Raw genomic sequence first — 26,065 nt, forward strand, 5'->3', positions numbered from 1 at the left:
TTCGCGGGAGGAGAGGTGGCCGTGACCGGATGGGAGCCGGCCACCGAGGCCGAGGTGGCAATGCGGGACGCGTTGCGGGCCCAGGACCAGCAGCTCTACTTCCGCATCCTGACCAGGGTCGATCTGCTGCTGCCGGTCGCCGCGGAGGGGCTGGCGGGGCAGGCCCAGCTGGGTTGGGGCACCTGGACCACCGGCGGCCGGACACACGTCCTCGCCTTCACCTCCGCCACCGCGTTGCGGGCCTGCCTGGGTGAGAACACCGGCGCCACCCGCCGCGTCCGGTACGCCGATCTGGCCGCTGCCTGGCCCAACCACGAATGGTGGCTGGCGGTCAACCCTGGCTTGCCCATCGAGGGCTACCTGCCGGCCTGGTTCGTCGCCCAGCTCGCCCGGGGCGACGTCCGGCTGCCCGGCCGGACCATGGGCGCCCGCGCCCGCCTGGAGCGGGTGGAGGCCACCCGGACCCGGGCCGCGGGCTCGACCGAACCGCCCGGCCCGCCGGCCGCCCGCCGGCTGGATCCGGCGAACGGTCACCGCGCCCCGGGCCCCCCGGCGCCGCTCGGCCGGTCGGCCGAGGACGACCGGCCGGCTCGCGACGGGTGGCCCGGCGGGTCGACCGCCGGCTCCGCCCGCGTCGGCGATCGGTCCGCCGCCGAGCCCGGCACCGACGGCCGGTCCGGTTGGCTCACCGACCGGCATCGGCGTCCCGACGAGCAGGGTCCGCTCGCCCGCCCCGGCCGGTCCGGCGAGGCCGCACCACCGCAGCCCGCCCGGTCGTTCTTCGAGCCCGCCTCGGGCCGGGCGCCCCGCCGCCCGCCGCCGGATGCGGCGCCACGGGCCGTGCCGCCGTCCCGGTTCGCCAGCGGCAGCCAGCCGTTCCCGCGTCGCCGCCCGCTGAGCGAACCGGTGCCGGCGGACCCCACCCATGCGTTCCGGTCGGACGCCGCCGAGGCCACCCAGGCGATCCGTCCGGCGGAGCCGCCCCGGCCGGCCGCCCCGATCGCCGCCGAGGAGGCCACCCAGGCGCTGCCCCGCCGGCATCCCCGCCCCGGGCCGGGTGCGGAGGAAGCGACCCAGCCGATTCCCGCTCGCGCCCACCCGGGCGGTGCCGCTGACCGGACCCTCTCCGGGCCGGCGGACGCGGAAGAGCTGCCGCCGTCGATCGCCGAACCGGTTTCCGGCCCGCCCGCGCCCCGCCGGGGCTTCTCGCCGATCGTCATCGAGGGCACCGTCATCGAGGCCCGGGACCTGACCGAGCCGGAGGACCCGGGGGCGGCCCCGGCCGCCAGTCCACCGCCCGTGGCGTCGGAGCCGTACGCCGTACCGACCGTCCCTGCCGCCGCCTCCGCGATGGCGACCGCGACGGTGCCGACGGCGTACCGGGCCGACGGCGACGACGCGGCCGCGCCCTGGGCCGGTCCCGCCGATCCCACCGTGCCGATCACGGTCGACCCGCCCCCGTCGCCCGCCGCCGAGGAGGCCGTCCCGCCGGCGTTCCCGGCCGACCCGGCCGCCGCCCCGACCGCCGAGCGGACCGATCAGGCCGGGACCGACGACCGCAGCGCGTCGCTGTTCGAGCCGGTCGCGTCGTCCGCCGAGCAGACCGTGCCGCTGTTCGGCCGGAGCGCCTCCCCGGAATCGGGCACCGGGTCGCTGTTCCAGCCCGCCGGCCCGCCGGAGCAGCGTGCCACGTCGCCGGCCGAGCCGCCCAGGAAGGCGGAGGAGCCCACGGCGCGGGTGAGCGTACCGACGGCACCGGACGAGGTGGCCGCCCCGACCGTGCCGACGAGCGGCCGCACCCGGGAGACCGCGGGCACGGACGCCACCCCCGCCGGCCCACCGCCCCCGGCACCCGTGCCGGCCAGCTTCGTGGCCGCCAACGAGGTGGAGGAGGAACTCCTCGGCGCCGTGGGTAGCGGCAGCACCGACGGTTTCCTCTCCACCCTCCTGCTGGCCCGGGTGCTGCTGCCGGTCGCGGCCGACTCCGCGCCGGGCGCCCGACCCGGCGACTCCGCGTTCGTCTGGCGGACCGAGGAGCTCGACGGCGAGACGTACGTGGTGGTCTACACCTCCCCGGAGCGGCTGAGGGACCGGGTCGACGGGCCGGTCGAGACGGTACGCGTCAAGTTCGTCCAGCTCATCCGGCGCTGGCCGGACGAGAACTGGTCGTTCGCGGTGAACCCGGGCACCCCGGTCGGCGCGAAGTACCCCGGCGAGCAGGTCCTGGCGTTGGCCAACTGGGCCGCCGAGGTGGGCCTCGGCGACGACCCGGAAGGCGAGCCGGAGCCGCCCGCGCCGGAGCCGGCGGCCCCGGCCCGACCCGCGGTGCCTCCGGTGGACCCGAGCCGGCCGGTCACCATGCAGAAGGCGGTCGCCCCGAGCCAGCTCGCGTACTACCTGGAGCGTGGCTACGACCGGGTGTCCGGCTTCGTGCACCGGGCCGGCGAGCTGGCCCACCTGAGCACCCCGGCCAGGCTGTACGACGCGCTCGGCCTCGGCCATCCCGACTCGCCGTTCGCCCGCGACGCCGAGGAGATCTACGTGCTGCGCTGGCCGGCGTACCGGCCCAGCCTCTACCGCATCCCGTACGGCGGGCAGAACGAGGCCGCCATGCGGGCGATGGAGGGCTGGGTGATCGAGCGGCCCCCGTTCCGCGGCAACGGCTTCGCGCCGGGCGAGAGCAGCGACGTGGTGGCCGAGTTCAAGGTGGACAGTGCCCGGCTGCCGCACGGCGCGCAGCTGTGGCGGATCGGCGCGGACGGCAGCGAACGGATGGTGGCGGTGCTCGACACCGACGCGCTGCGCTGGCGCCGGGTCGGTGACGAGTCGTGAGCCGCGACGGCTACGTGGCCCGCTGGCGGGGCCGGGAGTACCAGGCCAGCCCGGACGGCGACGACGTCCGCCTCTACCAGCCCGAACCGGGCGAGGGCTTCGAGGAGGTACGCCCCGGCCGCCACGTCCGGGTGGTGCCGGCCGCCGAGGTCGACGACCTGGCGTACGTGCGGACCACCTGCACCTGGCAGGGGCAGCCGTTCATCGTGCTGGCCGAGCACGAGGGCTGGCTGCGGGTGGAGTACACCGGCGGCCGCTGGCCGGTGGCCCGCACGATGGGTCTGGAGGCGTTCGAGTTCGGCGTCTACCAGGGCTGGGCGCCGGCGCACGAGGTCTCCGACCGGCGCGAGCAGCGGGTCTGAGTCAGGATTTCGTCCAGCGCAGGATCTCGCCGAGCACCACGTCGTGGGCCTCCACGTGCGGGAAGTGGCCGACCCCGTCGAGCAGCCGCCACTCGTACGGCGCGATGACGTAGCGGCCGGAACCCTGGGCGGTACGCGGCAGGGACGCCTGGTCCAGCGCGCCGTGCAGCTGCAGGGTCGGCGTGACCAGCGGTTTCTGCATCAGCTTGACGAACCGGTAGCCGTGCAGCCGCAGCACCGAACGGAACGCCCACCGGTAACCCTCCATGGCGCAGAAGGCGGCCTGCGGGATCTGCATCGCCTCCCGGCAGCACCGGGCGTACGCCGCGAAGTCCGGGCCCTCGACCCAGCGGGGTCCGCCCCAGCGGCGCAGGATCGCCTCCACCTCGGCGGCGTCGTCCCGGGTCAGCACGTGCTCGTAGCGGGGTAGCTGGAACTTCAGCGTGGGCGTGGAGGCGGCGAACTGGCCGCGCGGGTCCGCGAAGATGGCGGCCCGCAGCCGGAGCGGGTGCGGCGCCCCGAGCACCACCAGTCGCCGGACCAGGCTGGGGTGGAACGAGGCGGCGGTCCACCCGATGAGGCCGCCGGCCCCGGAGCCGACCAGGGTCGCCGACCGCTCGCCGAGCGCCCGGATCAGCCCGGCGACGTCGGCGGCGAGGGTGTAGCCGTCGTACCCCCGCGGTGGCTTGTCGCTCGCGCCGTACCCGCGCAGGTCGACCGCGACGGCCCGGAACCCCGCGTCCGCGACCGCCGGCAGCAGGTCCTTCCAGGCGTACCAGTACTCGGGGAACCCGTGCAGGAAGAGCACCATCGGACCGGTGCCGGCCTCGACGACGTGGAAGCGGCTGCCGTTGGCGCCGACGAACCGGTGCGCCCACGGCCCGTCGGGGAGGACGCAGGACTCGTCGACAGGTCCGCCGCGCTGGTCGGTCATGTGCCCCAGCGTAGGCGCTGCGCGCGTGCGGCCGCCGCGCGCCGTCGAACGGCGCTCCGCACGGCTGCCGCCGTTCCGGGGCGACCTGCGTCGCTGCCGGCGCCGCGGCGACGGGTCAGGCCGGAACGGGCGATGCCCGGGCAGGTGACCTGCCCGGGCATCGCGTCGTGCGGTGATCAGCGGCTCAGGAGAACTGGACCTTCATCGAGGTGCCGTTCTGCTTCAGGACCTTGATCTTGGTGCCGGTGGCCGGGAGCTTGACGCCGTGGTTCGGCAGCTCCGGGAACCAGTACTGCTTGGTGTCGTCGAACAGCGGCTGCGCGTCCTGGCCACGGATGTATTGCGGCTGGCTGTTGATGTGCAGCGTGAACGAGTCCGCCTTCTTGAGGCTGAACGGCGCGTCGTAGACCTGGACCCGGGCCCGCCAGGGGTTGCCGGTCAGGTTGTAGATCGGCCGCGGGTGCGCGTCGATGATCATGTTCCGACCCTCGCCCGGGTGGGCGAAGGTGTCGTTGTCGGCCCACCGGAGGTTCCAGTAGGAGATCAGCAGACCCTGCTGGTACGCGTAGTGGTCCACCCAGTCGGGCCGGCTGTTCAGGTAGCCGAAGTAGTACGGGCCGGTCTTCAGGTACTTGTCGTACGAGACGTACGACCGGTTGCCGGCGATGTAGTAGTTGGCGAAGTCCCGGGTGTAGGTCTCCTCGGCGATGCTCCAGCCCTTGAGCGCCCAGTCCCCGGCGCCGTTCTCGGCGCCGTCGCTGAGCAGGGTCTGCCCGTCGGCGGTCACGGTGATCGCGTCACCGAAGAAGCCGCCCGCGGAGAGCCCGCCGTCCGTGACGTAGTGGAACCGGAACTGGGTCACCTTGCCGGCCGCCGCGTCCAGCGGGATGTTGACGTCCACCCACTTGCCGCCGCTGCTGCCGCTGAGGGCAGGACGGGGGTCGCTGCCCGAGACGGGCGGGAGTGCCTTGCCGTTGACCGTGCCGGGCAGGGCCGACCAGGTCTTGCCGCCGTCGGTCGACGCCTCGAAGAAGAGGTAGTCGAAGCCGGACTCGATGGAGTAGCGGCCCTTCATCGACAGGGCGGCCGCCGACTTCCCGGTGAGGTCGATCGTCCTGGTCATGGTGTTGTCCAGGTCGTCGTCGTTACCCGAGAAGTACTGCTTGGCGCCCTCGAACGGCTTGCCGTTGTTGAAGGTGTACGTCCGAGGCGGAAGCACCACGACCGCGGCCTGGGGCTTCTTGGAGTTGTACTCCTGCGGCCCGAGTTCCAGGGTGCGCTTCTGACCGGCCTTGACCACCTCGTAGTCGAGCCAACCGAGCTGGAGCTTGTTCCACGCGCCCAGGTCGCCGCCGCGCTCGCCGATGCCGCGGTCGTTCTTGTCGCCGAGCCGGCTCTGGGCCATCAGGGTCCAGTGCTCGTTGTTGTTGTCGCCGCCGTTCAGGACGTTGTAGTCGTCCGGCAGGCCGAGGTCGTGGCCGTACTCGTGGTAGAAGACGCTGCGGCCACCGTTCTCCGGCTGAATGGTGTAGTCACGGATCCAGACGCCGGTGTCGCCGATCTCGGTGCCGCCGATCGGGAAGTTCGCCGGACCGGTCTGCGAGGTGTTGTACGCCGCCCAGCGGTGGCTCCAGATCGCGTCCTCGCCCTGGTGCGGGTCGCCGTCCGCCTGGTCGCCGCCCGAGTGGACGATCTGGAAGTGGTCGATGTAGCCGTCCGGCTCGTTGAAGTTGCCGTCGCCGTCGTAGTCGTACCGGTCCCACTGGTCGAACGACTGCATGTCGGCCTTGATCTGGGCGTCGGTGCGCCCCTTGGCCTTCTGGTCGGCGACCCACTGGTTGGCGGCGTCCCGGATCAGGTCCCAGGTGTTCTGGCAGACGTTGCTGTCGCAGACCGCCGGGTCGTTGGCCGGGTTGTCGACGTCGTCGTCCGCGATCGGGTCGTCCGAGCGGCCGTACCGCGCGGCGTTGTACTTGACCTTCACCCAGTCGGTGACCATGCCGTCCACGGTGTACCGCCCGGACGACTGGGCCTCGTAGTACTGCTTGAGCGACTCGTCGCCCGGCTTCGTGCCGAAGTACAGCTGGCGGAAGTGCTCCGGGCCGTAGTTGGCCTGCCAGACGGTGGAGTTGTCGACCGCGCGGTTCGGTGCCGGGATCTCGTTGTGCCGCGGCCCGTCGAACCGGGTCGGACCCGGGATGTCCGGGTTCATGTCCTTGTCCGGGTAGGCCGGGTCCCGCTCGTCGCCGAACTCGGCCAGGATCACGAAGATCTTGTCGGTCCGCTCCCGGGCCAACTCGACGTACTGGTTCTTCTTGCCGCCCTTGCCCGGGGCCGCGCTCCGGGCGCCGGCCGCCGTCGCCGCGCCGCCGGCGGTCTCGCCGACCTTGACGACGGTGCTGCCGTTGATCTTCTGCGGCGTGGCCTTGCCGGACAGGACCTCGCTGAGACCCTCCTGACGAAGCGCGCGGCGCTTCTCTTCGAACTTGTCCGGCAGATCATGCTCAGCCTGCGCGGGCTCGGCCACCGACGGAGCGGTGGCCGGCAACTTCGGCTGCGGCGCGGCGCTGGCGGCCGTGCCCGCCACCAGTCCCGTCGCTGTCAGCGAAAGCCCGAGCAGACCCACTGCGACTTTGCGCACGTGGTACCTCCGGTGTGAGGGAACCGGCCCACGGGGTCGGGCCGGTGAGACGTCCCACGAGTGGGACCACTGGTGAAGATAGACACTCCTGTGACGGGTGGGAAGAAGGGCGCATCGATTTGTAGCAACTTTTTGATGGGAACGCTCCTCACCGTCACATCCGCATCAGTCGATCGGGTGGTTCGATCAGGGGAACGTCCCGGGCACGCGAAAGGGCCGGTGGCGTTTCCGCCACCGGCCCTTTCCGGTTTGGTGCTACCCGATCAGTTGCTGACCTTGATGACCATGTCGCTGGTCGGGGTGGTGCCCTGCTGCAGGATCTCGATCTTGGTGCCGGTGCCGGCGACCTTGACCGAGTTCCACGGGTTGTTGCTGTTCCAGTACTTGTTCACCCCGTTGTCGGTGAACACCGGCGTCGGGTCGAGCTGCGGCACCGTCATCGACGCGCCGTTCTTGTGGAACGTCTGTGCCGGCTTGGCGTAGAGGCTGAACGTCGAGTCGTAGCCGCCGCGCCGGTTGGTGATCGTGCCCTGGTTGCCGACCTGGATCTTGCCCGGCCGAACGTCGATCGGCAGGTTGAGGCCGTAGCCCGGGTGCTGCGACGTGTTGTTGTCGCCGTACGCGTAGTTCACGTACCAGATCAGCAGACCGGGGTGGTTCGAGAACCGCTCCACGAAGTCCGGCCGGGAGTTGGCCCAGCCGAAGTTGTACCCACCGGTCCGCAGCGCGTCGTCGTAACCGAAGTAGGTCCGGTTCTCGGCGATGTAGAAGCGGGGGAAGGTGTCGGTGACCGAGCCGCCCATCCGGGTCCAGCCCTTCGCGGTCCACGCCGCGGCCAGGGTCTCCGCGTCGTCGGTCCACGCGACGGTGCCGTTCTTGGTCAGCGCGATGTTGTCCAGGAACGGACCCGCCAGGTGCACGCCGCCGTCGGTGGCGTAGCGGTAGCGGAACGTCACGGTCTTGCCGGCGTACGCCGACAGGTCGTAGGTCAGGTCGACCCACGCGCCGCTGGTGGAGCCGTCGACCCCGGTCTCACCCTGGTCGATGAGCGAGTTGCTCAGCGCGTGCCAGGTGGCGCCACCGTCGGTGGACACCTCGGCGTAGAGGTAGTCGTAGTCCTCCTCGATGTCCCACTGGGCCTTCGCGGTGATCGACGCGGAGGTCGAGCCGGTCAGGTCCAGGGTGCGGGTCAGCGTGGTGTTCAGGTCGTCCGCGCTGCCGCCCCACCACTCGTACGACCCGCCGAACGGCGTGTTGTAGTTCGTGGTCTGGGTCTGCGAGGGCAGGTTGACGACGACTGCCTGGGCCTTCGGCCCGTCGCTGTCGCCCGCCGGCCCGAGCGTCACCTGGGTGGTGCCGCTCTTCTGGTCGACCACCGAGTGGTTCAGCCAGCCCAGGAAGAGCTTCGACCACGGGTCCATGTAGCCCGGGGTCGAACCGATGTCGTCGGTGCCGTGGCTCAGCCACGAGCCCGAGGCCATCAGGCTCCAGAAGCCGACACCGTTGTCGCCACCGGCGGTGTCGTACAGGTCCGGCAGGCCGAGGTCGTGGCCGTACTCGTGGGCGAACACGCCCAGGCCGCCGTTCTCCGGCTCCGTGGTGTAGTCCCGGATCCAGAAACCGGAGTTACCGATCTGGACACCACCGGCCAGGTTGCCGGCGGGGCCGGCCTTGCCCTCGAGGTTGGGGAACGCGGCCCAGCGGTGCGACCAGATGGCGTCCTCGCCCTGGGCGCCGCCGCCGGCCTCCTCGCCCTCGCCGGCGTGCACCGCCTGGAAGTGGTCGATGTAGCCGTCGGGCTCGTTGAAGTTGCCGTCGCCGTCGTAGTCGTACCGGTCCCAGACGTCGAACTGGGCCAGGTAGTCCTTGATCTGCTGCGGCGTCTTGCCGGCCTTGACCTGGGCGTCGTACCAGGACGTGGCGCTGTCCTTGACGAAGTTCCAGGAGCCGTCGGCGTCGGAGATCTTGTTGCTGCCGTATCGCGCCTCGTTGTAGGGCACGGAGATCCAGTCGCTGACGTCGCCGCCGACCGTGTACCGACCGCCGGACTGCTGCAGGTAGAAGTCCCGCATCGACTCGCCCGAACCGTAGAACATGTCCGTGTAGTGCTCCCGGTGGAAGTCCGGGCGCCACAGGGTGCTGTTGTTGTCGGTCGAGCTGCCGTCCCAGCTGCGGTCCGGCTCGGGGATCTGGTTGACCACCGGGCCGGGGGTGCCCCCGGTACGCGGGTCGGTCTTGTCGCCGAAGTTGACCAGCATCGTGAAGATGGGGTCGACCTTCGGCGCCTGCTGGTACTCGACGAACAGGTCGTCCTTTACCTGGATGACCTTCGAGCCGTTGCGCGTCTGAAGCTTGGCCTTGCCCGTCAGCAGGTCGGCGATGGCCTGCTTCCGGACCTCCCGGTGCTGATCCGCCTTCGGATCCGGGAGGTTGTCCCTGCCGTGCTTCGCCTTCTCGGCGCCGGGGGTGGGCTCCGCCGCCGGGGCGGCGGACGCCGGCGCCGTGACGACACCGGCTGCCAGCAGCGCGGCCGCGGCCGAGGCCAGGCCTGCTGTGACTCGTCTCCTCAAAGGTCCTCCTCCTTTGTGGATCTGTTACATGACAGGGGCAGCCAAAGCCATCACCGTCATGCCATGCGCCACTGACAATTGCATGGAGTTCGTCGCTTGTCACCGGGCAACCAGCGAAGTTTCTGGGCAAGTTTTTCCGGCAAAGTGGGGCGAAGGCTACGCAAGAGTGGCTGCCTTCCCGGCTTCCGGTCGGCCTGTGATCACCGTCGGTGACGATGATTATGCGGTCCCCGAGTTGGGAGCGAAGGTGGGCGCGAAAATGTCACAGCAGGCAGGGGTGTCGCTGCGGGGCAGTTTGCTGGAGCCGTCCAGGTGACGCAGGGATGAAGCCGGCAGAGCCGACCAGCGTGGTACTGCCGGCGCACAGGTGCAGGGCGGCCATGGAATCGGCCGCCCTGCACCGGGCGCTGAGATGTGGGGGTCTCTCCGATTAGCCGGAAAGTTCCGACTAACTATACATTTACGAACGCGAAGGTGTTCTGGGTTACGTGCTCGCCGATGCTGAGGCCGGTGGCGAGCCCGTCGGTTCCGTCGAACCGGAAGTGCACCCCGAGGTAGATCCGGCTGAAGGCGTTCTCCGTCGCAGCAGCGGTGAAGCTGCTGAAACTACGGACCACGCCGCTCGCATGCGGGTCCTCGGTGGTGAGAGTGAAGGTGCCGGCGCTGTCGCCGAACTCGGTGCGCATGACGCCGGCCCAGGCGCCGGCGAAGGTGGCGTGACCGGACATCCAGGCCGGGAAGCACGGGCTGAAATGCACCCCCTGCTCGTTGGCGGAGAGCGGCTGCCAGGTGTCCTCCCGGTCGGTGGCGGGGTTGTTGTCCGTGTCGGCGAGGTGGATGGCGGTTTCGGGTCGCCACAGGTCGATCGAGGTCCGATACTTCCGGTCCCAGGCGGCGATGGACGCATCGGCCATGGCCAGTGACACCCGGGCGAAGAGACGGGCCGTGTTGATGGGAGCGGTCGCCACGTCGGTGAACTTCGCCGCCGCCACGATCCTGGTGTGCGCGAGCAGTTGGCCCGGGGGTTTGTAGGTGCGGTCCAGATCGTTCGCCCAGAACCACGCGGCCTGGGTCTGGTCGTCGGTGCGGATCGTGGAATCCACCCGTCCCAGATCCTTCACCTCTTTGAGCTGGTTGGCGTACAACTCGCTGGCCAGCAGCGTGGCATAGGTGGTGTGCCCGCCGGGTGGTGCCGGTCGGAACTGGCTGGTGCCGGTGACGAACGGGAGAACGCTGCCCCAGTGGGGCGTCACCGGTGCTGCGCAGAAGTTCTCGGTTTCCCGCCAGGCCCCCGGGGTGTTGTCCTTCACGTAGCTGGGCGTGGCGTTCGCGCCGTCGTTCCCGCGCAGGCTCCTCATCCGATCTACGACGCAACGGGCTGCGGCGGCGTCGACATCGAACGGGCTCGGCGTGCCGTACCGTGCGGTGAACCTCCCTTCGACGTACGTGCGCTGCGCCGGTAGGGCGTCGATGAGGAGGTCGCGGGCCGCGAACCCGGCAGCGAGGTCTTCGTTGATGGATATGCCGAGCGAGGAGAGACATTCGGTGTCGGAGGGGCCGACGGTGTATCCCCGGTAACCGCTCCCTCTGCCGTTCTGGTCGACCCAACGCGCACCGGTGAAGATGTCGAAGATCCCGGTGTGCATCATGGCGGCGGCCCGGGCGAGCGGGCCAGGCCCTCCGCCTTGGCGGCGGAACGCCTCCAGCAACGTGTCGTTCCAGTAGTGGATGGTGGCCGTGGTGGCTCCATTGGCCGCCGCCGGCGTTGCTGTCGTGACCAATGAACCGATAGCGGCCAGCAGGCTGGCCAGTACGACGCCAAGTGATCGGCGCACGCCTCTACTCATTCAGACCCTTCCTCAGTACTCGAGATGGTTTCGCCCAGGGAGCTGGTGGCAGCACTCTGGCAGTCGAAGTCGATCGATGGAAGGGCAAAGCGGAACGGGCGACCGCTGCGCCTCGTCAAAGGGCAGGCTCGTCCCTGTGGCTGGCCGTGCGAGCGGCCGGTCAGATCCACTTTCGTTGGGCGGCGGCGATGCCGAGAGTGAGCCGGTTCGTCGCCCCCGTCAATACCTCCAGCAGCTCCATCTGCCGGCGGACCCATCGGGAGCTCCGTCCGAGGGCGTGGGCGATCGCCTCGTCCTTCAGCCCGGCTGCGGCCATTCGGATCACCTGCAGCTGCGCTGGGGACGGCCGGCCGGGTCCGAACGAACTGTCGGCATTCAGCGAGGCGGCGCGTTTCCAGAGTAGGTCGAAGTACTGGACGAGCGCGTTGACCAGCGGCGGTGTCTGGAGGAACAGGGCTGGGCCGCCCCAGGTGTCCACTGAGGCGACGGCTGTGTCGTCGACGATGGCCAGCTGCAACGGCAGGGCTGGCAGCACTCGCCAGTGGCTGCCGGGTTCACCCGCCGGCGCGGGTGTGGCCGGTGGCCCAACCCTGTTCAGGGACTCCGGGGTGCAGATCGTCCGGTAGCGGATGAGGGGGCCCGGGCGGCCGAACGGTGGCAGCGCCGCGAACCACTCCGGGGCGTCGGGCGAGCCGTCGGCCCACAGCCGCAAGCATCTGCGGGTGGCGGCGTCCAGCAGTTCCCGGACGCGGACGCGGGTCTCCGCGCCGGACAGCAACTCGACTCCGGACGATCCGTTCACGTCCGTGCGGGGCCGCCGGTGCGTCCGCTCCAGGCGTACCAGCCCGTCGTAGCCTTCGGCCCGAAGCATGTCGGCCAGGTCGAGGCACCGGGCGGCCAGCAGGCGGCTCGGTGCCGTCATCGCCGGTACGCCACGAAGGCGTCCCGGCCGACCTGGCGCCTCCCAGACCAGTGCGCAGCGGATGAGGTCGGCCAGCGCCGGCGAGTCGGGATGCGGATCAGCGGCGACCGCGGGCTGGCGGCTGCCCGCCGGAATCAGATGTTTGTGAAGTAGACATGCGTCATCGGACGGCAGACCTGCAAACATTTTGTGCCCCCGTTTTGCAGTGCAGCAGCAGTCCGCGCTTCCGAGAGCGAGGTACTGCGCACTCTCGGTGCTGCTTGCCTGCAGATACTCCCCGGCACATCGGCGCGAGTCAATGGAGAAAGTGGCGTGCCAATGGGGTCACCTCCGCCACGATGCCGCTCGCTGCCGTCGTCGATGATCCGGTCGGTTCTCCCTCGCCTGTCGACCGAGCGGGCCGGGCCGCCAGACGGCAGGTGGGTGGCGCCCCCCAGCGAGGAGGACACCACCCACCCAGGATGCTTCCCGCGGTCAGTCCTCGTCGGACTTGCCGCCACCCATGCCCGAGGCGATCAGCTCCATCACCGAGGAGTCCTGCAGCGTGGTCACGTCGCCGAGCGAGCGGTGCTCCGCGACGTCGCGCAGCAGCCGGCGCATGATCTTGCCGGAGCGGGTCTTCGGCAGCTCGGGCACCAGCATGATCTGCCGCGGCTTGGCGATCGGGCCGAGCGTCTTCGCCACGTGGTTGCGCAGCTCGGCGATGAGCTGCTCGCCGGCCTCGCCCGAGGTCTCCGCGGTGCCCCGCGGGATGGCGAACGCGACGATCGCCTGGCCGGTGGTCGGGTCGGTCGCGCCGACCACCGCCGCCTCGGCCACCGACGGGTGGCTGACCAGCGCAGACTCCACCTCCGTGGTGGAGATGTTGTGTCCGGACACCAGCATCACGTCGTCGACCCGGCCGAGCAGCCAGATGTGCCCGCCGTCGTCCTTCTTCGCCCCGTCACCGGCGAAGTAGACCCACTCGTCGCCGGCGTTGGCGCCGGCCCCGAACCGCGACCAGTAGGTCTCGATGAACCGGTTGTCGTCGCCCCAGATGGTGCGCAGCATCGACGGCCACGGCTCGGTGAGCACCAGGTAGCCACCGCCGCCGTTCGGCACCGACTGGCCTTGGTCGTCCACCACGTCGGCGACGATGCCGGGCAGCGCGGTCATCGCCGAGCCCGGCTTGGCCTCGGTGACGCCCGGCAGCGGCGAGATCATGATCGAGCCGGTCTCGGTCTGCCACCAGGTGTCGACGACCGGCAGCTGACCCCGGCCGACGTGCTGGCGGTACCAGATCCACGCCTCCGGGTTGATCGGCTCGCCGACGCTGCCGAGCAGCCGCAGCGAGGACAGGTCGTAGCCGGCCGGGATGTCCTCGCCCCACTTCATCATGGTGCGGATCAGGGTCGGCGCGGTGTACAGGATGGTGACCTTGTACTTGTCGACGATCTCCCAGAACCGGCCCTTGTGCGGGGTGTCCGGGGTGCCCTCGTACATCACCTGGGTGGCGCCGTTGGAGAGCGGGCCGTAGACGATGTAGGAGTGGCCGGTCACCCAGCCGATGTCGGCGGTGCACCAGTAGACGTCGGTCTCCGGCTTGACGTCGAACACCGCGTGCGTGGTGTACGACGTCTGGGTCAGGTAGCCGCCGGTGGTGTGCAGGATGCCCTTCGGCCGGGCGGTGGTGCCGCTGGTGTAGAGGATGAAGAGCGGGTGCTCGGCGTCGAACGGCTGCGCGACGTGCTCCGGCGAGGCGGTCTCCACCGTCTCGTGCCACCAGTGGTCCTTCTCGAACCAGGCGACGTCCTCGCCGGTGCGGCGGACCACCAGCACGTGCTCCACCGACGGGCACTTCGCCACCGCCTCGTCGACGGTCGGCTTCAGCGCCGACGGCTTGCCCCGCCGGTAACCGCCGTCGGCGGTGATCACAACCTTGGCGCTGGCGTCCTGGATCCGGTTGGTCAGCGCGTCCGCGGAGAAGCCGCCGAAGACCACGCTGTGCGTGGCGCCGATCCGGGCGCAGGCCAGCATGGCGGCCGCTGCCTCCGGGATCATCGGCAGGTAGATGGCGACCCGGTCGCCCGCGGTGACGCCCAGGTCGGTCAGCGCGTTGGCCGCCTGGCAGGTCAGCTTGTGCAGGTCGGCGTAGGTGAGGGTGCGGGTGTCACCCGGCTCGCCCTCCCAGTGGATCGCCACCTTGTCGCCCCGGCCAGCCTCGACGTGCCGGTCCAGGCAGTTGTACGCCACGTTGAGCTGGCCGCCCACGAACCACTTGGCGAACGGCGCGTTCGACCAGTCGAGCACCTGGTCCCACTGCTTCGCCCAGGTCAACCGGCCGGCCTGGCGCTCCCAGAACCCGAGCCGGTCGCCCTCGGCCTCGGCGTACGCGTCGGCTTTGACGTTGGCGTTCGCGGCGAGTTCGGCCGGCGGCGGGAACTGCCGCGTCTCGTTCAGCAAGTTGGCCAATGCCTCGCTCATGCGGTGCTCCTTCGTCGCGTGACCTGCGTCTCGTACGCCGCTGAGGTTAGTCGCGCGGTGGCCACCCCGCGACAGCCTGGTCCGACCCCGCGCGCCCAGCGGCCCTCGGCACGCGCCGGGTGGCGCGCTCGGTCCCGCCCGTCTCGTGCGGCGCCGGCCGGGTGCGGCGGGGGCGGGCCTGGGCCGGCGGGGCTCGGCATGGCGGGACGCGGGATGCCGCATGTGGGCGTGTCCCGGGTAGCTGAGGGCGCGGGTCACCGCAACCGGTGCCGATCGCGGTGGCTGGATCGCCATCCGGGCGGGCGGGTGCCCAGCCAGGGCTGCGGGGTGGATAGCGTGGCGGGGTGGCCACCGATCCGCTCGCCCCGCTGCTCGCGCTCGCCGACATCGCGCCCGCCGTCGAGCAGGCCCGCGACCGGGTCGACCAGGCGCACCGGCACCGCGCGCTGCGCCGCCACGGTGGTCAGGTCGCCGCCGAGGTCAGCCTCCGCTCCGCCGTGGCCAGCGCCGCGCTGGAGGGCCGGGTGCACGACCGTGAGGAGGTACGCGCCGGCACGGTCACCGACCCGGTGCTGCAGGGGGCGCTGCGGGTGGCCGGGGCCCTGCCCGGGCTGAGCGAACTCTGGCCGAAAGCTCCCCGGCAGGCACTCGCGAGGTTGCACGTCCTCACCGCCCGGGACATCGTGGCCGAGTCCGAGCTGGGTCGGCCGGTGTCCGACCCGGTGGTCGCGGCGCGCCTCGACGGGCTGGCCGGGCTGGTCGCCGGCGGCACCCGGGTACCGCCGCTGGTGCTGGCCGCCGTGGTCCACGGCGAGCTGCTGAACCTGCGCCCGTTCGCCGGCCCGTCCGGGGTGGTGGCCCGGGCCGCCGCCCGGCTGGTGCTCGTCTCCACCGGTTTCGACCCGCGTGGGCTGGTCGCCGTCGACGTCGGCCACCGGGAGCGGGAACCCGAGTACGTCGGCGCGGCCGGCGCCTTCGCCACCGGCACCCCGGACGGGCTGCGCTCCTGGCTCCGCCACTACATGACCGCCGTCGAGGTCGGCGCGGACCAGATCGCCCTCATCGGCGACGAAATCCTCGCCGCCTCCTGACCCGCACCTCCGCGCGGTGCGCTCCGCGCGTGCGGCATCCCCGCATTTCCCCGGAAAGTGGTGCTATCTGACGCCGGGAGGCCGCACTTTCCGCGAAAGTGCGCGGTCGAACCGGTGGGCGCGGGGTGGGGAGGCGGAGTCAGGTGGTGGGGGTGGTGGCACGGGTGCGGCGGTGCCGGCCGTACCAGGCGATGCCGATGGCCACCCCGACGCCGACGCCGAGGGCCGCCGCGGCGACCGGCACGGCGGGACGCTCGCGCAGCCGCCGGCCCAGCGGGACCGGGTGCCGGAACTCCAGCACCGGCCACGAGTTCTCCACCGCGAGCTTCCGCAGGGCCCGGTCCGGGTTCACCGCGGTCGGGTGCCCCACGCACTCCAGCAGCGGCCGGTCGCTGTACGAGTCGGAGTAGGCGTACGAGTCGGCCAGGTCGTAGCCGCGCTCGACGGCCAGCTCGCCGACCGCGTCGACCTTGCTGGGGCCGGCCGCGTAGAACTCGACCTCACCGCTGTAGCGGCCGTCTTCGACCGCCATCCGGGTGGCGATCACGTCGGTGACCCCGAGCAGCTCGCCGATCGGCCGGACCATCTCCTCGCCGGAGGCGGAGACCAGCACCACGTCCCGCCCGGCGGCCTGGTGCTCCTCGATGAGGGCGGCGGCCTCGGCGTACACGTAGGGGTTGATCAGCTCGTGCAGCGTCTCCGCGACGATCTGGCGGACCTGTTCCACCTGCCAGCCCTTGCAGAGCGTGGCGAGATAGTCCCGGGTCCTGGCCATGGTCTGCTCGTCGGTGCCGCCCAGCCGGAACATCAGCTGCGCGTACGCCGACTTGACCACGTCACGCCGGGTGATCAGCCCGTCCCGGTAGAACGGCCGACCGAACGCCAGAGCGCTCGACTTGGCGATGACGGTCTTGTCGAGATCGAAGAAAGCGGCGCTTCGGCCCACGGCGCGAAAGTCTAGCCCGAGGGGTGACGGCCGGCGTGGCCCCGGGGTCGCCGGCGAGAGCCCGGCCCGCGGGGCGCTGCCCTGAGTGACGGCCGTCACACTCTGCGAATGCGAATTAGCGGTGTGTGGAGCGGACACCACTCGACGTATACCGGTCCGCTGCGGCATGCTTGTGCTCGCGATGAGAGTTCACGTCTCATCGCCTCGAAGGCCCTCGGCGGTTGCACCCCCCGTGACCGCTGAGCGGGTTCGGCTCGACCCCCCCGGAGCCGAACCTCACGACGACCCCCGTCTCCCCCCGACGGGGGTCGTCCCATTCTGGGAGCGATGCTCCACCGCAGGTCACCGGCCCTCCTCGTCCTCGTCCGGCGGCCGGCTTCCTGGTTGACCGTCGGCCGGGAGTCGGGCGGAACCCCGTTCGGCCGCCGGTGCAGCCAGGTGGCAGCCGGGCGAAGTGGGTGACCACCGGGACCACCTTTTCGACCCTCGCTGACCGCCGCGCCTTCGGCGGCCGGGTTGCCCTGCTTCCGGCGCCCATAGCAGATCGATTCGCCCGGCGTGGCCTGTCCACAGCTGCCCTCGCCGTCCACAGGGGATCGCCGACGCGCATCATGGCCCGTCCCGCCCCGGCAGGCTTCCGACCGGCCCGTTCGAGTCCGACCGCTGGAGGCCGCCATGCCGCCCCGTACCCCGCTTCCCGCGTACCGCCGCCTTCCCCTGCTGGTCACCGCCGACGGTGAACTGCTCGACGAGCTGCTCCGGCTCGCCGCAGCGGGCGGCACCGAGGTCGAGCTGGCCGCCGACCCGGCCGCCGCACGGGCCCGCTGGGCACCGGCCCCGCTGGTGCTCGTCGGCGCCGACCAGGCACAGGCCTGCCTGCGGGCCCGCCTGCCGCGCCGGGCCCGCACGGTGCTGGTCGGCCGGTCCGGCCACCTCGACCCGGGTACGGAGATCGCCGAGCTGATCGGCGCCGAGCACGTCGCGACCCTGCCCGCCGCCGAACCGTGGCTGGTCGACCGGTTCGCCGAGTGCGCGGGTGACCGGCCCAGCCCCGGCGGGGCGCGCGTCCTGGCCGTGCTCGGCGGACGCGGCGGCGCGGGAGCCAGCGTGCTGGCCGGCGGTCTCGCCGTCACCGCCGCCCGGGCCCGGTTGCGCACCCTGCTGGTGGACGCCGACCCGCTCGGCGGCGGCCTCGACCTGGTGCTCGGCTGGGAGCAGCTGGAAGGGCTGCGCTGGCCCGGGTTCACCGGCACCGACGGCCGGGTCGACCCGCCGTCACTCGTCCGCGCCCTGCCCAGCCGGGGTGACCTGGTGGTGCTCTCCTGGGACCGGGGCGACCTGCTGCACCTGCCGGCCGAGGCGATGGCCGCCACCGTCGACGCCGCCCGCCGAGGCCGCGACGTCGTGGTTCTCGACCTGCCCCGGCACCTGGACGACGCGGCCGTCGTCGCGTTGCAGGCGGCGGACCGGTCCCTGGTGGTCGTACCGGCCGAGCTGCGGGCCACGGCCGCCGCGGCCCGGGTGGTCGCCGTGGCCGCCCCGCACTGCGCCGACCTGTCGGTGGTCGTGCGCGGTCCGGCGCCCGGCCGGCTCAAGGCCACCGAGGTGGCCAGGGCGCTCGGTCTGCCGCTGGCCGGCACGCTCCGGCCGGAACCAGGGCTCTGCCGAGGGCTGGAACGGGGCGAGGCGCCCGCCGCCGACGGGAAGGGCCCGCTCGCCGCCCTGTGCCAGCGGATCCTCGGCGAGCTGACCGACGCGCCGGCGACGGGTGCGGCATGACCGGGCCGGCCGATTCCGAGGAGCTCGCGGTCCGCGTCCGGCAGCGGTTCGCCGCCGAGGCCACTCGGGTCACTCCCGCCGCGGTCGTCTCGGCCGTACGCGCCGAGCCGGGCAGCGCCGTGCTCGGCGACACCGCCCTGCTGAGGATCGCCGACCGGGTGCACGACGATCTGGTCGGCGCCGGCCCGCTCGCCCCGTTGCTGGCCGATCCGCAGGTCACCGACGTGCTGGTGAACGGCACCCGGGTGTGGGTCGACCGGGGACGGGGGCTGCACCAGGTGGCCGTGCCGCTCGGCTCGGTCGACGACGTGCGCCGGCTGGCGCAGCGCCTCATCGCTGCCGCCGGGCGCCGTCTCGACGACGCCTCGCCGTGCGCGGACGCCCGGCTGCCGGACGGCACGCGGCTGCACGCCGTGCTGTCACCGGTCGCCACCGACGGCCCGTACCTCTCCCTGCGCACCTTCCGGCAGCGACCGTTCACCCTCGACGAGATGGTCCGGCAGGGCACCGTGCCCCGGCCGGTGGCTCCGCTGCTCGCTGCCCTCGTGGCGGCCCGGCTGGCGTACCTGGTCACCGGCGGCACCGGTTCCGGCAAGACCACCCTGCTCAACACGCTGCTCGCGCTGGTGCCCGGTACGGAACGGATCGTGCTCGTCGAGGACGCCGCCGAGCTGCGCCCCGTGCACCCGCACGTGATCGGCCTGCAGGCCCGTACGTCCAACGTCGAAGGCGCCGGGGCGGTCGGGCTGAGCGACCTGGTCCGGCAGGCGCTGCGGATGCGGCCCGATCGGCTGGTGGTCGGTGAGTGCCGGGGCGCGGAGGTGGTCGACCTGCTCGCCGCGTTGAACACCGGCCACGACGGCGGCGCCGGGACCCTGCACGCCAACGCCCCGACGGACGTACCGGCCCGGTTGGAGGCGCTCGGGCTGCTCGGTGGCCTGCCCCGGGCCGCCCTGCACGCCCAGGTCGCCGCGGCGCTCCAGGTCCTCCTCCACATGCGGCGCACCGCCGAGGGGCGGGTGCTGGAATCCGTCAGCCTGCTGATCCCCGAGGGGCCGGACCGCCTGGTCACCGTGGTTCCCGCCTGGTTACGCGGACGCGGGCTCGGCCTCGCCGCCCGGCCGCTCGGCGCACTGGTGAAGGACAGGGGCGTGACCGTACCTCCGATCCTCTGCGCGTCCTGGCCGGGCTCGGCGGGCCCGTCGTGACCGGCCAGGTGTGGCTGGTTGCCGTGCTCCTGGTCGTCGCCGCGACGGCGGTGGCCTGGCCGGTACGCGCCGGCCGGGCACGGCGGCGCGCCGTCCTCGGGTCGGGACGACCTCCCGGGGCGGGCCGGGTGCCGCCCATGCACCGTGCTCCGGGTGTCGCTTCGCGCGGACCGGCCGGCGGGCCCCTGCTCGCCGGACGTCGCGGCCGAGCCGCCGCGGTGGCCCGGCCGCTGCCAACCCGGCCACCGGGGCGGCACGATCCGGCCCACCCGATCGCCTCGCTCGTCGAGTTGGCTCCCGGAGGCTCGTTGGCTCTGTTCCTCGCTGCCGCCATCCGCGGGGTACGGCGAGTCCGGACCGGGACCGGCCAGGTGCAGCTGCTGGCAGTCGTGCTGGGTGGCGGGACCGGTGCCGTGCTGGGCGGGCCGGTGGCCGGGGTCGTGCTGGCCGCCTACGGCGGGCTCGCGGCCCGGGCGGTCCGGCGTCGGCACGCCCACCAGGCGGCCGACCGGGCCCATCGCCATGACCTGGACCAGCTCTGCGCCCTCGCGGCCGACCTGCGCGCCGGCCTGCCGGTCGGGGCCGGGCTCGGCGAGGGCACCGGCCCGGCGATTGCCGCGCCCGGCCTGCCCGGCGCACCCGGCCTGCCCGACTCATCCGGCCTGGCCGGCGGCCCGCGCCGGATCGCCCGGATGGCCCGGGCCGCCGTGCGGCTGGCCGACCGTACCGGAGCGCCCCTGGCCGAGCTGCTCGAACGCGTCGAGGCCGACGCCCGGGCGGCCGACCGTGGCCTCGCCGCAGCCGCCGCGCAGGCGGCCGGTGCTCGGGCGACCGCATGGCTGCTCGCCGCGCTGCCGCTCGGCGGCATCGGGCTGGGCTACGCCATCGGCGTCGACCCCGTAGCGGTGCTCCTGCACACGACGGTCGGCGGGGGCAGCGCCGTCGCGGCGGTCGCGTTGCAGATCGGTGGGCTGCTCTGGGCCGAACGGCTCGGTACGGTGCCAGGGCGGGCCGGCTGATGTCCCGGCAGGTGGTGGCCGCGGGCTGTCTGGCCGGAGCGGCCCTGCTCGTGGTGATGGCCGGACCGGTCGCCCGTCCGGTACGGCGGCTCCGCCGGCTCGCGCCGCGGGCGACGGCGCGCCGCCGCCCGCCCTGGTGGCCGGACCGCATCCGGCTCGGCGCGGCGCTGGCCGGGCTGGCCGTGCTGATCGTGCTCGGAGGCTGGGCCGGCCTGTTCGTCGGACCGCTGGCCGGCCTGGCCGCCGATCGGCTGCTGCGCCGGATCGAGCCGCGGGCCGTCCGCGACCGGCGGCTCCGGGAGACCGCCGACCTGCCGCTCGCCGCCGACCTGCTCGCGGCCGCGCTGCGGGCGGGTGCGCCGGTCGACCGGTCGGTGCTGGCGGTCGCCGAGGCGCTGGGCGGGCCCCTCGGCGACCGGCTCGGCCGGGTGGGCCGAACGCTGGAGCTGGGCGGGACGGCAGCGGAGGGCTGGGCGCACCTGCACCCGGTGTCCGGTGCGGAACGCCTGGTGGCCGCAGCGGTCCGCTCGTCCAACAGTGGTGCCGCGCTGGCCGGCGCGCTGACTCGCCTCGCCGACGACCTGCGATCCGATCGCGCCACCGCGGCGGAGGCGGCGGCCCGGCGGGCGGGTGTCCTCATCGTCCTGCCGCTCGGGCTCTGTTTCCTGCCCGCCTTCATTCTCGCCGGTCTGGTGCCGGTGATCGTCGCCGTCCTCGGCGATGTGCTCTGAACCCAGGAGAAAGGGAGAACGAATGCGCAAACTCCTCGCCCGCCTGCGCGGAGACGCCGGGATGAACACGGCCGAGTACGCCGTCGGCACCCTCGCCGCCGTGGCCTTCGCCGGCATCCTGCTGAAGGTGCTCACCTCCGGCAACGTGCAGTCCGCGCTCACCGCCGTCATCGACCGGGCACTGAAGTGACCGGGCGCCGGTGGGCCGGCCGCCGTCGGAGCGGTCCGCGCTCGGGCTTCCCGTGTCGGGCCTCCGCGAAGCCGTGTGCGGCCGGCGCCCGCCTCCGGGCCGGCCGTTCGCGCGACGGAGACTCGACGGCCGCCATCGCCGCCTCCGGGCAGCCGTGGGGCGCCGGGGAGCGTGGCTCGTTCACCGCCGAGCTGGCGGCCGGCCTGCCGGCGCTGGTCCTGCTGCTCTTCGTCGGCCTAACCGCGGTAAACGCGGTGACCACCCGGGCCGGTTGCCTGGACGCGGCCCGGGAGGCGGCACTCGCCGCCTCCCGGGGCGAGCCCGGGTCGGCAGTCGGCACCCGGTACGCCCCCGCTGGCGCCGAGATCTCGGTCACCGCGACCGGCGATCAGGTCACCGCGACGGTCCGGGCACCCGTCCGTACGCTCGGCGGGCTGCTGCCCCGGATAACGGTGTCGGGCAGCGCGGTGGCCGCCGTCGAGCCTGGTACGCCGGGGCCACGGCCGTGAGGAGCCGCCAGCCGTGGCGTCGCCCGGTCCGCGCCGGCGGGCGGCCGGGCGGGCGGGTGACGCGGGTCGGGGCGATCCGCCGGCGGCGGCTACCCGCGACCGGCGGGCCCAACCGGCCGGTTTGCATGCTGGGCCGGGTCGAACCGGGCCGGCTCGACCGGGACGGCATCGCCGCCGGGGGGTCGGTTGACCGGGGCGGAGCGACGATCTGCCTGCTTGCGGTCGGTCTGGTGTTCGTGCTGGTCGGGCTGTTCGGCGCGGCGCTCGGCGCGGCCCGGACGGCGCGTCACCAGGCGCGGAACGCCGCCGACTTCGGGGCCCTGGCGGGTGCCGGGCGGGCGCTCGACGGCGACGGCGTCGCGTGCGCACGGGCCGACGAGTTGGCCCGCGCCAACGGGGGCCGGCTGGTGGCCTGCCGTCTGGACGGCCTCGACGTGATCGTCACGACGGAGGTCGAGGTGGCTCCGGTGCCGTGGCTCACCCGCGTCGCCACCGCGACGTCGCGAGCGGGCCCGGTCCGCGGCTGACCGCATCCGGGGCGAAGAGAAGTGCCATGACCTTCGCCGACCAGGCGATGGCAGAGGCGGAGGAGATGAACCTGCTGGCCGCGCTGATCCCCGAGCCGCGGCGGGGCTGGACGGTACGGGAGCACCCGGGCCGCCCAGCCCGACGTCGCCCGACAGCCGGCGAGGCGGCGTCAGCGGGACTGCAGGGCGTCCAGGCCGACCGCCATGGCGATGACGAGCCGCCGGTCGATCTGCGGGTGCTGGATGTCGACGACGTACCGGTCGCGCAGGCCCCACTTCTTGTCGACCGAGAACACCGGCTGGCCGCCGGCGACGAAGTCGAAGTGGTACGGCAGCCAGGAGAGCGAGTCGACGAACCGGCGCAGCAGCGCCACCGGCATGCTGCGCTCCTGCCCGGTGATCGGCGGCAGGCCGGGCTGCTCGACGTGCCAGGTGGACCGCAGCAGCGACTGGGCGAAGTCCTTGCGGAACAGGCCGATCGGGGTGCCGGCGTGGTCCGTCACGTCGTACGTGGCCCCGAGGTCGAGCCGCTGGCGGGCCTTGAAGCCGAGCAGGGGGTGCTGCTTGGCGTCGTCGGTGTAGATGGTCACCTGCTCCTTGAACGCGAGCCGCTTCTGCTGCGCGAAAGCGAGCAACTCGCCTTCCGAGCCGTCCGGCGCCATGGCGTGGACCTCGTACTGGTTGACCATCATCCGGATCCGCTGCCGGACGATGAACTGGTGCTGGGTCTGCAAGCGGTCGAGCTGCACGTGATCTCCTTCAATAAGCAACGCCGGAGTCTCGCACAGCTCGGCCCTCGGCGTCCGCCCTCGACGTCTCCACCCCTGGCGCCCGACCGGCCGCGGTCGGCCGCCACAGCCAGGGCCGGCGGTTACCGCTGACCAGCCGCCGACCGCTCGTCCTGCCGAGGAACGCCCACCCCGACGCCACCCCGGCTCCCACCGGCCGCCGCCTCCGGCACCGCCTCGGCCGCCGCCTCCGGCACCGCCTCGGCCGCCGCCTCCGGCACCGCCTCGGCACTCGACTCAGCCGCCACGGGAGGTGAGGCACCGGCCGCCGCTGCATCAGAGGATCCAACGGCCGCCGCCAGGTTGGCGAGCACCACGTCGAGGACCTTGACGGCGTCCGGCTTGGAGAGCGGGTTGTTGCCGTTGCCGCACTTCGGGGACTGGACGCAGGACGGGCACCCCGCCTCGCAGCCACACTCGGCGATCGCGTCCCGGGTGGCGCCCAGCCAGGCCGCCGCCGTCCCGTACGCCCGCTCGGCGAAGCCCGCGCCGCCCGGGTGGCCGTCGTAGACGAAGACGGTGGGGGCCTCGGTGTCCGGGTGGACGGCGGTGGACAGGCCGCCGATGTCCCAGCGGTCGCAGGTAGCCATGAGCGGCAGCAGGCCAATCGCGGCGTGCTCGGCGGCGTGCAGCGCGCCCGGAACGTCGGCGGCCTCGATCCCCGCCGCCGCCAGGGACTCGGGGGACAGGGTGAACCAGACGGCGACGGTACGCAGTTCCCGGGCCGGCAGGTCCAGCGGCCGGGTGTCGATCACCTCGCCGGTGGCGATCCGCCGCCGCTGGTACGACACCACCTGGCTGGTCACGTCGACCTCGCCGAGGAAGAGCCCGACCGGCCCGGCGTCCACGTACGACCGGACCGACACCACGGACAGCGAGGTGACGTCCCGGGCGTGGGTGGACCAGTCCGGCTCCTCGGCGTGCACCAGCGCGCACCCGTCCGCCAGGTCGAGCGCGTCGACCACGTACGAGACGCCCTGGTGCAGGTAGACCGCCCCCGAATGGAGGAGGAAGTGTGAGGAGCTGCCGTCGACCGTGCCGAGCAGCCGTCCGGTGGACTCCTCCACCACGCAGACCGGTGCTCCGTTCTCGCCGCGCAGGTCCACCTCGGGCCGCTCCCGGTGCCGCCAGTACCAGCCGGTCGGCCGCTGCCGCAGCGCCCCAGCGGCCACCAGGTCCTCGACCGCCTCCTTCGCGCCCTCCCCGAAGAGTTCCAGGTCGGCCGGGGTGAGTGGGGCCTCGAAGGCGGCGCAGGCGAGCTGCGGGGCGAGCACGTACGGGTTGGCCGGGTCGAGCACGGTCGCCTCGACGGGCCGTCCGAACAGCGCCTCGGGGTGGTGCACCAGGTAGGTGTCGAGCGGGTCGTCCCGGGCCACCAGCACCGCGAGTGCCTCGTCGCCGGAGCGTCCGGCCCGGCCGGCCTGCTGCCAGAGTGACGCCCGGGTGCCCGGCCAGCCGCAGATCAGCACCGCGTCCAGGCCGACCAGGTCGACCCCGAGTTCGAGGGCGTTGGTGGAGGCGAGCCCGAGCAGGTCGCCGTGCAGCAGGGCGCGTTCCAGCTCGCGTCGTTCCTCGCGCAGGTAACCGGCCCGGTAGGCGGCCACCCGGTCGCCGAGCCCGGGCACCGCCTCGTCCAGCGCGCGTCGGGCGTTGGCGGCGACCACCTCGGCACCGCGCCGGGACCGGACGAAGGCGAGGGTGCGGACCCCCTCGACGATGCTGTCGGCGAGCAGGTCGGTGGTCTCCCGCAGCGCGGAGCGGCGGACCGGGGCGAGGTCGGCGACATCGGAGGACGAATCCGAGGGGAGCAGCGGCGGCTCCCACAGCGCGAAGGTCACCCCGCCGCGCGGCGAGGTGTCCTCGGTGACGGCCGCGACCGGCAGCCCGGTGAGCCGCCCGGCCGTCGTCGCCGGGTCGCCCGACGTCGCCGAGGCCAGCACGAACACGGGAGTGTTACCGAAGCGGGCGCACTGCCGGCGCAGTCGGCGCAGCACGTGCGCCACGTGCGAGCCGAACACGCCCCGGTAGGTGTGGCACTCGTCGACCACCACGTACGCGAGCCGGCGCAGGAACCCGGACCAGTTTGCGTGCCCGGGCAGGATGCCGTGGTGCAGCATGTCCGGGTTGGTCAGCACGAACCGGGAGTGCCGCCGGATCCACTCCCGTTCGGCGCGCGGGGTGTCCCCGTCGTAGCAGGCGGGGCGTACCCCCTCCAGCTCGAGGCCGGCGACGGCGCGCAACTGGTCGGCGGCGAGTGCCTTGGTCGGAGCCAGGTAGAGCACGGTGGCACGGGGGTCGGCGAGCAGCGTGCCCAGCGCCGGAAGCTGGTACGCCAGCGACTTGCCGGACGCCGTGCCGGTGGCCACCACCACGTGCGTCCCGGCGTACGCCAGCTCGGCGGCCTCGGCCTGATGCCGCCACGGGGCGGTGACGCCGCGCCGGGCGAACGCCGCCCGCAGCTCCTCGGGGGCCCACGCCGGCCACGGCGCCGGCTCCCCGGCCCGGGCCGGCACCCGCTCGACGTGGGTGACCGGGTCAACAGAGTGCCGGACGCGCAGCCGGTGCAGCAGCTCGGCGGGCGGTCGCCCGGGGCCGTTGCTCGCGGGCACGGTGGCTGCCGACGGCTTCTGATCGTGGCGCGGCGGCACACGCGCCGAGCTGAAGCTGTCGTACGACGGCTTCTGGTCGTGGCGCGGCGGCAGACGC

Annotated in this window: 19 protein-coding genes; 10 read left to right on the plus strand and 9 right to left on the minus strand. The window is 73.0% G+C overall.

The window, feature by feature from the left end; genetic code table 11:
* The first annotated feature begins 21 nt into the window (after positions 1-21).
* Both ACFYML_RS11085 and ACFYML_RS11090 read left to right on the plus strand, forming a co-directional pair.
* On the plus strand, positions 22-2,832 hold the full coding sequence (locus ACFYML_RS11085) for an SseB family protein (RefSeq protein ID WP_387420431.1): 2,811 nt from the start codon (positions 22-24) through the stop codon (positions 2,830-2,832).
* Positions 2,829-3,194 carry a hypothetical protein gene (locus tag ACFYML_RS11090; RefSeq protein ID WP_387420432.1) on the plus strand — a complete coding sequence of 122 codons (366 nt, stop codon included), beginning with the start codon at positions 2,829-2,831 and terminating at the stop codon, positions 3,192-3,194. Before ACFYML_RS11085 ends, ACFYML_RS11090 begins: the two co-directional genes overlap by 4 nt.
* A gap of 1 nt (position 3,195) precedes the next feature.
* On the opposite strand, the gene ACFYML_RS11095 is transcribed toward ACFYML_RS11090, so the two are convergent.
* The 6 genes from ACFYML_RS11095 to acs all read right to left on the minus strand — a co-directional run bounded on the left by ACFYML_RS11095 (position 3,196) and on the right by acs (position 14,571).
* Entirely contained in the window at positions 3,196-4,128 is a 933-nt protein-coding gene (locus tag ACFYML_RS11095; RefSeq protein ID WP_387420433.1) for an alpha/beta fold hydrolase, read from the minus strand.
* 184 nt (positions 4,129-4,312) lie between these two features.
* Positions 4,313-6,754 (minus strand): immune inhibitor A domain-containing protein, encoded by a 2,442-nt coding sequence (locus ACFYML_RS11100; RefSeq protein WP_387420568.1) that lies wholly within the window; start codon positions 6,752-6,754, stop codon positions 4,313-4,315.
* Between the two features lie 278 nt (positions 6,755-7,032).
* Positions 7,033-9,339 carry an immune inhibitor A domain-containing protein gene (locus ACFYML_RS11105; RefSeq protein WP_387420434.1) on the minus strand — a complete coding sequence of 769 codons (2,307 nt, stop codon included), beginning with the start codon at positions 9,337-9,339 and terminating at the stop codon, positions 7,033-7,035.
* Positions 9,340-9,791: 452 nt separating this feature from the next.
* On the minus strand, positions 9,792-11,174 hold the full coding sequence (locus ACFYML_RS11110) for a vanadium-dependent haloperoxidase (protein ID WP_387420436.1): 1,383 nt from the start codon (positions 11,172-11,174) through the stop codon (positions 9,792-9,794).
* A 172-nt stretch (positions 11,175-11,346) separates the two neighbouring features.
* Positions 11,347-12,108, minus strand: coding sequence for a hypothetical protein (locus tag ACFYML_RS11115; RefSeq protein ID WP_387420437.1), 762 nt, complete (start codon positions 12,106-12,108; stop codon positions 11,347-11,349).
* 474 nt (positions 12,109-12,582) lie between these two features.
* A complete protein-coding gene (gene acs, locus ACFYML_RS11120; protein WP_387420438.1) occupies positions 12,583-14,571 on the minus strand; it encodes an acetate--CoA ligase in 1,989 nt (662 codons plus the stop codon).
* Positions 14,572-14,915: 344 nt separating this feature from the next.
* Between acs and ACFYML_RS11125 the strand changes: the two genes are divergently transcribed.
* Positions 14,916-15,662, plus strand: a complete 747-nt coding sequence (locus ACFYML_RS11125) for an oxidoreductase (protein WP_387420439.1) — start codon at positions 14,916-14,918, stop codon at positions 15,660-15,662.
* Between the two features lie 139 nt (positions 15,663-15,801).
* On the opposite strand, the gene ACFYML_RS11130 is transcribed toward ACFYML_RS11125, so the two are convergent.
* On the minus strand, positions 15,802-16,608 hold the full coding sequence (locus tag ACFYML_RS11130; protein WP_357434756.1) for an HAD-IB family hydrolase: 807 nt from the start codon (positions 16,606-16,608) through the stop codon (positions 15,802-15,804).
* Positions 16,609-17,283: 675 nt separating this feature from the next.
* Here ACFYML_RS11130 and ssd point away from each other — a divergent pair.
* The 7 genes from ssd (at position 17,284) to ACFYML_RS11165 (ending at position 22,571) form a co-directional block, all read left to right on the plus strand.
* The gene (gene ssd / locus ACFYML_RS11135; RefSeq protein WP_387420440.1) at positions 17,284-18,387 is read left to right on the plus strand and encodes a septum site-determining protein Ssd; all 1,104 of its coding nucleotides are present in this window, start codon (positions 17,284-17,286) and stop codon (positions 18,385-18,387) included.
* The gene (locus ACFYML_RS11140) at positions 18,384-19,595 is read left to right on the plus strand and encodes a TadA family conjugal transfer-associated ATPase (protein ID WP_387420441.1); all 1,212 of its coding nucleotides are present in this window, start codon (positions 18,384-18,386) and stop codon (positions 19,593-19,595) included. Before ssd ends, ACFYML_RS11140 begins: the two co-directional genes overlap by 4 nt.
* Positions 19,592-20,614 (plus strand): hypothetical protein, encoded by a 1,023-nt coding sequence (locus ACFYML_RS11145; protein WP_387420442.1) that lies wholly within the window; start codon positions 19,592-19,594, stop codon positions 20,612-20,614. Before ACFYML_RS11140 ends, ACFYML_RS11145 begins: the two co-directional genes overlap by 4 nt.
* Positions 20,614-21,345, plus strand: coding sequence for a type II secretion system F family protein (locus ACFYML_RS11150; RefSeq protein ID WP_387420443.1), 732 nt, complete (start codon positions 20,614-20,616; stop codon positions 21,343-21,345). The genes ACFYML_RS11145 and ACFYML_RS11150 overlap by 1 nt, the downstream gene beginning before the upstream one ends.
* 22 nt (positions 21,346-21,367) lie before the next feature.
* Positions 21,368-21,535 (plus strand): DUF4244 domain-containing protein, encoded by a 168-nt coding sequence (locus ACFYML_RS11155; protein WP_076470820.1) that lies wholly within the window; start codon positions 21,368-21,370, stop codon positions 21,533-21,535.
* Positions 21,536-21,669: 134 nt separating this feature from the next.
* A complete protein-coding gene (locus tag ACFYML_RS11160; protein WP_387420569.1) occupies positions 21,670-22,044 on the plus strand; it encodes a TadE family type IV pilus minor pilin in 375 nt (124 codons plus the stop codon).
* A 125-nt stretch (positions 22,045-22,169) separates the two neighbouring features.
* On the plus strand, positions 22,170-22,571 hold the full coding sequence (locus tag ACFYML_RS11165) for an Rv3654c family TadE-like protein (RefSeq protein WP_387420570.1): 402 nt from the start codon (positions 22,170-22,172) through the stop codon (positions 22,569-22,571).
* Between the two features lie 170 nt (positions 22,572-22,741).
* Here the strand turns inward: ACFYML_RS11165 and ACFYML_RS11170 are convergent, their stop codons facing one another.
* Entirely contained in the window at positions 22,742-23,320 is a 579-nt protein-coding gene (locus tag ACFYML_RS11170; protein ID WP_357442133.1) for a hypothetical protein, read from the minus strand.
* A 122-nt stretch (positions 23,321-23,442) separates the two neighbouring features.
* A complete protein-coding gene (locus ACFYML_RS11175) occupies positions 23,443-26,061 on the minus strand; it encodes a DEAD/DEAH box helicase (RefSeq protein WP_387420571.1) in 2,619 nt (872 codons plus the stop codon).
* Positions 26,062-26,065: the final 4 nt, after the last annotated feature.

Source organism: Micromonospora sp. NPDC007230 (assembly GCF_042869115.1).
In the GTDB taxonomy this organism is placed as follows: Bacteria; Actinomycetota; Actinomycetes; order Mycobacteriales; family Micromonosporaceae; genus Micromonospora.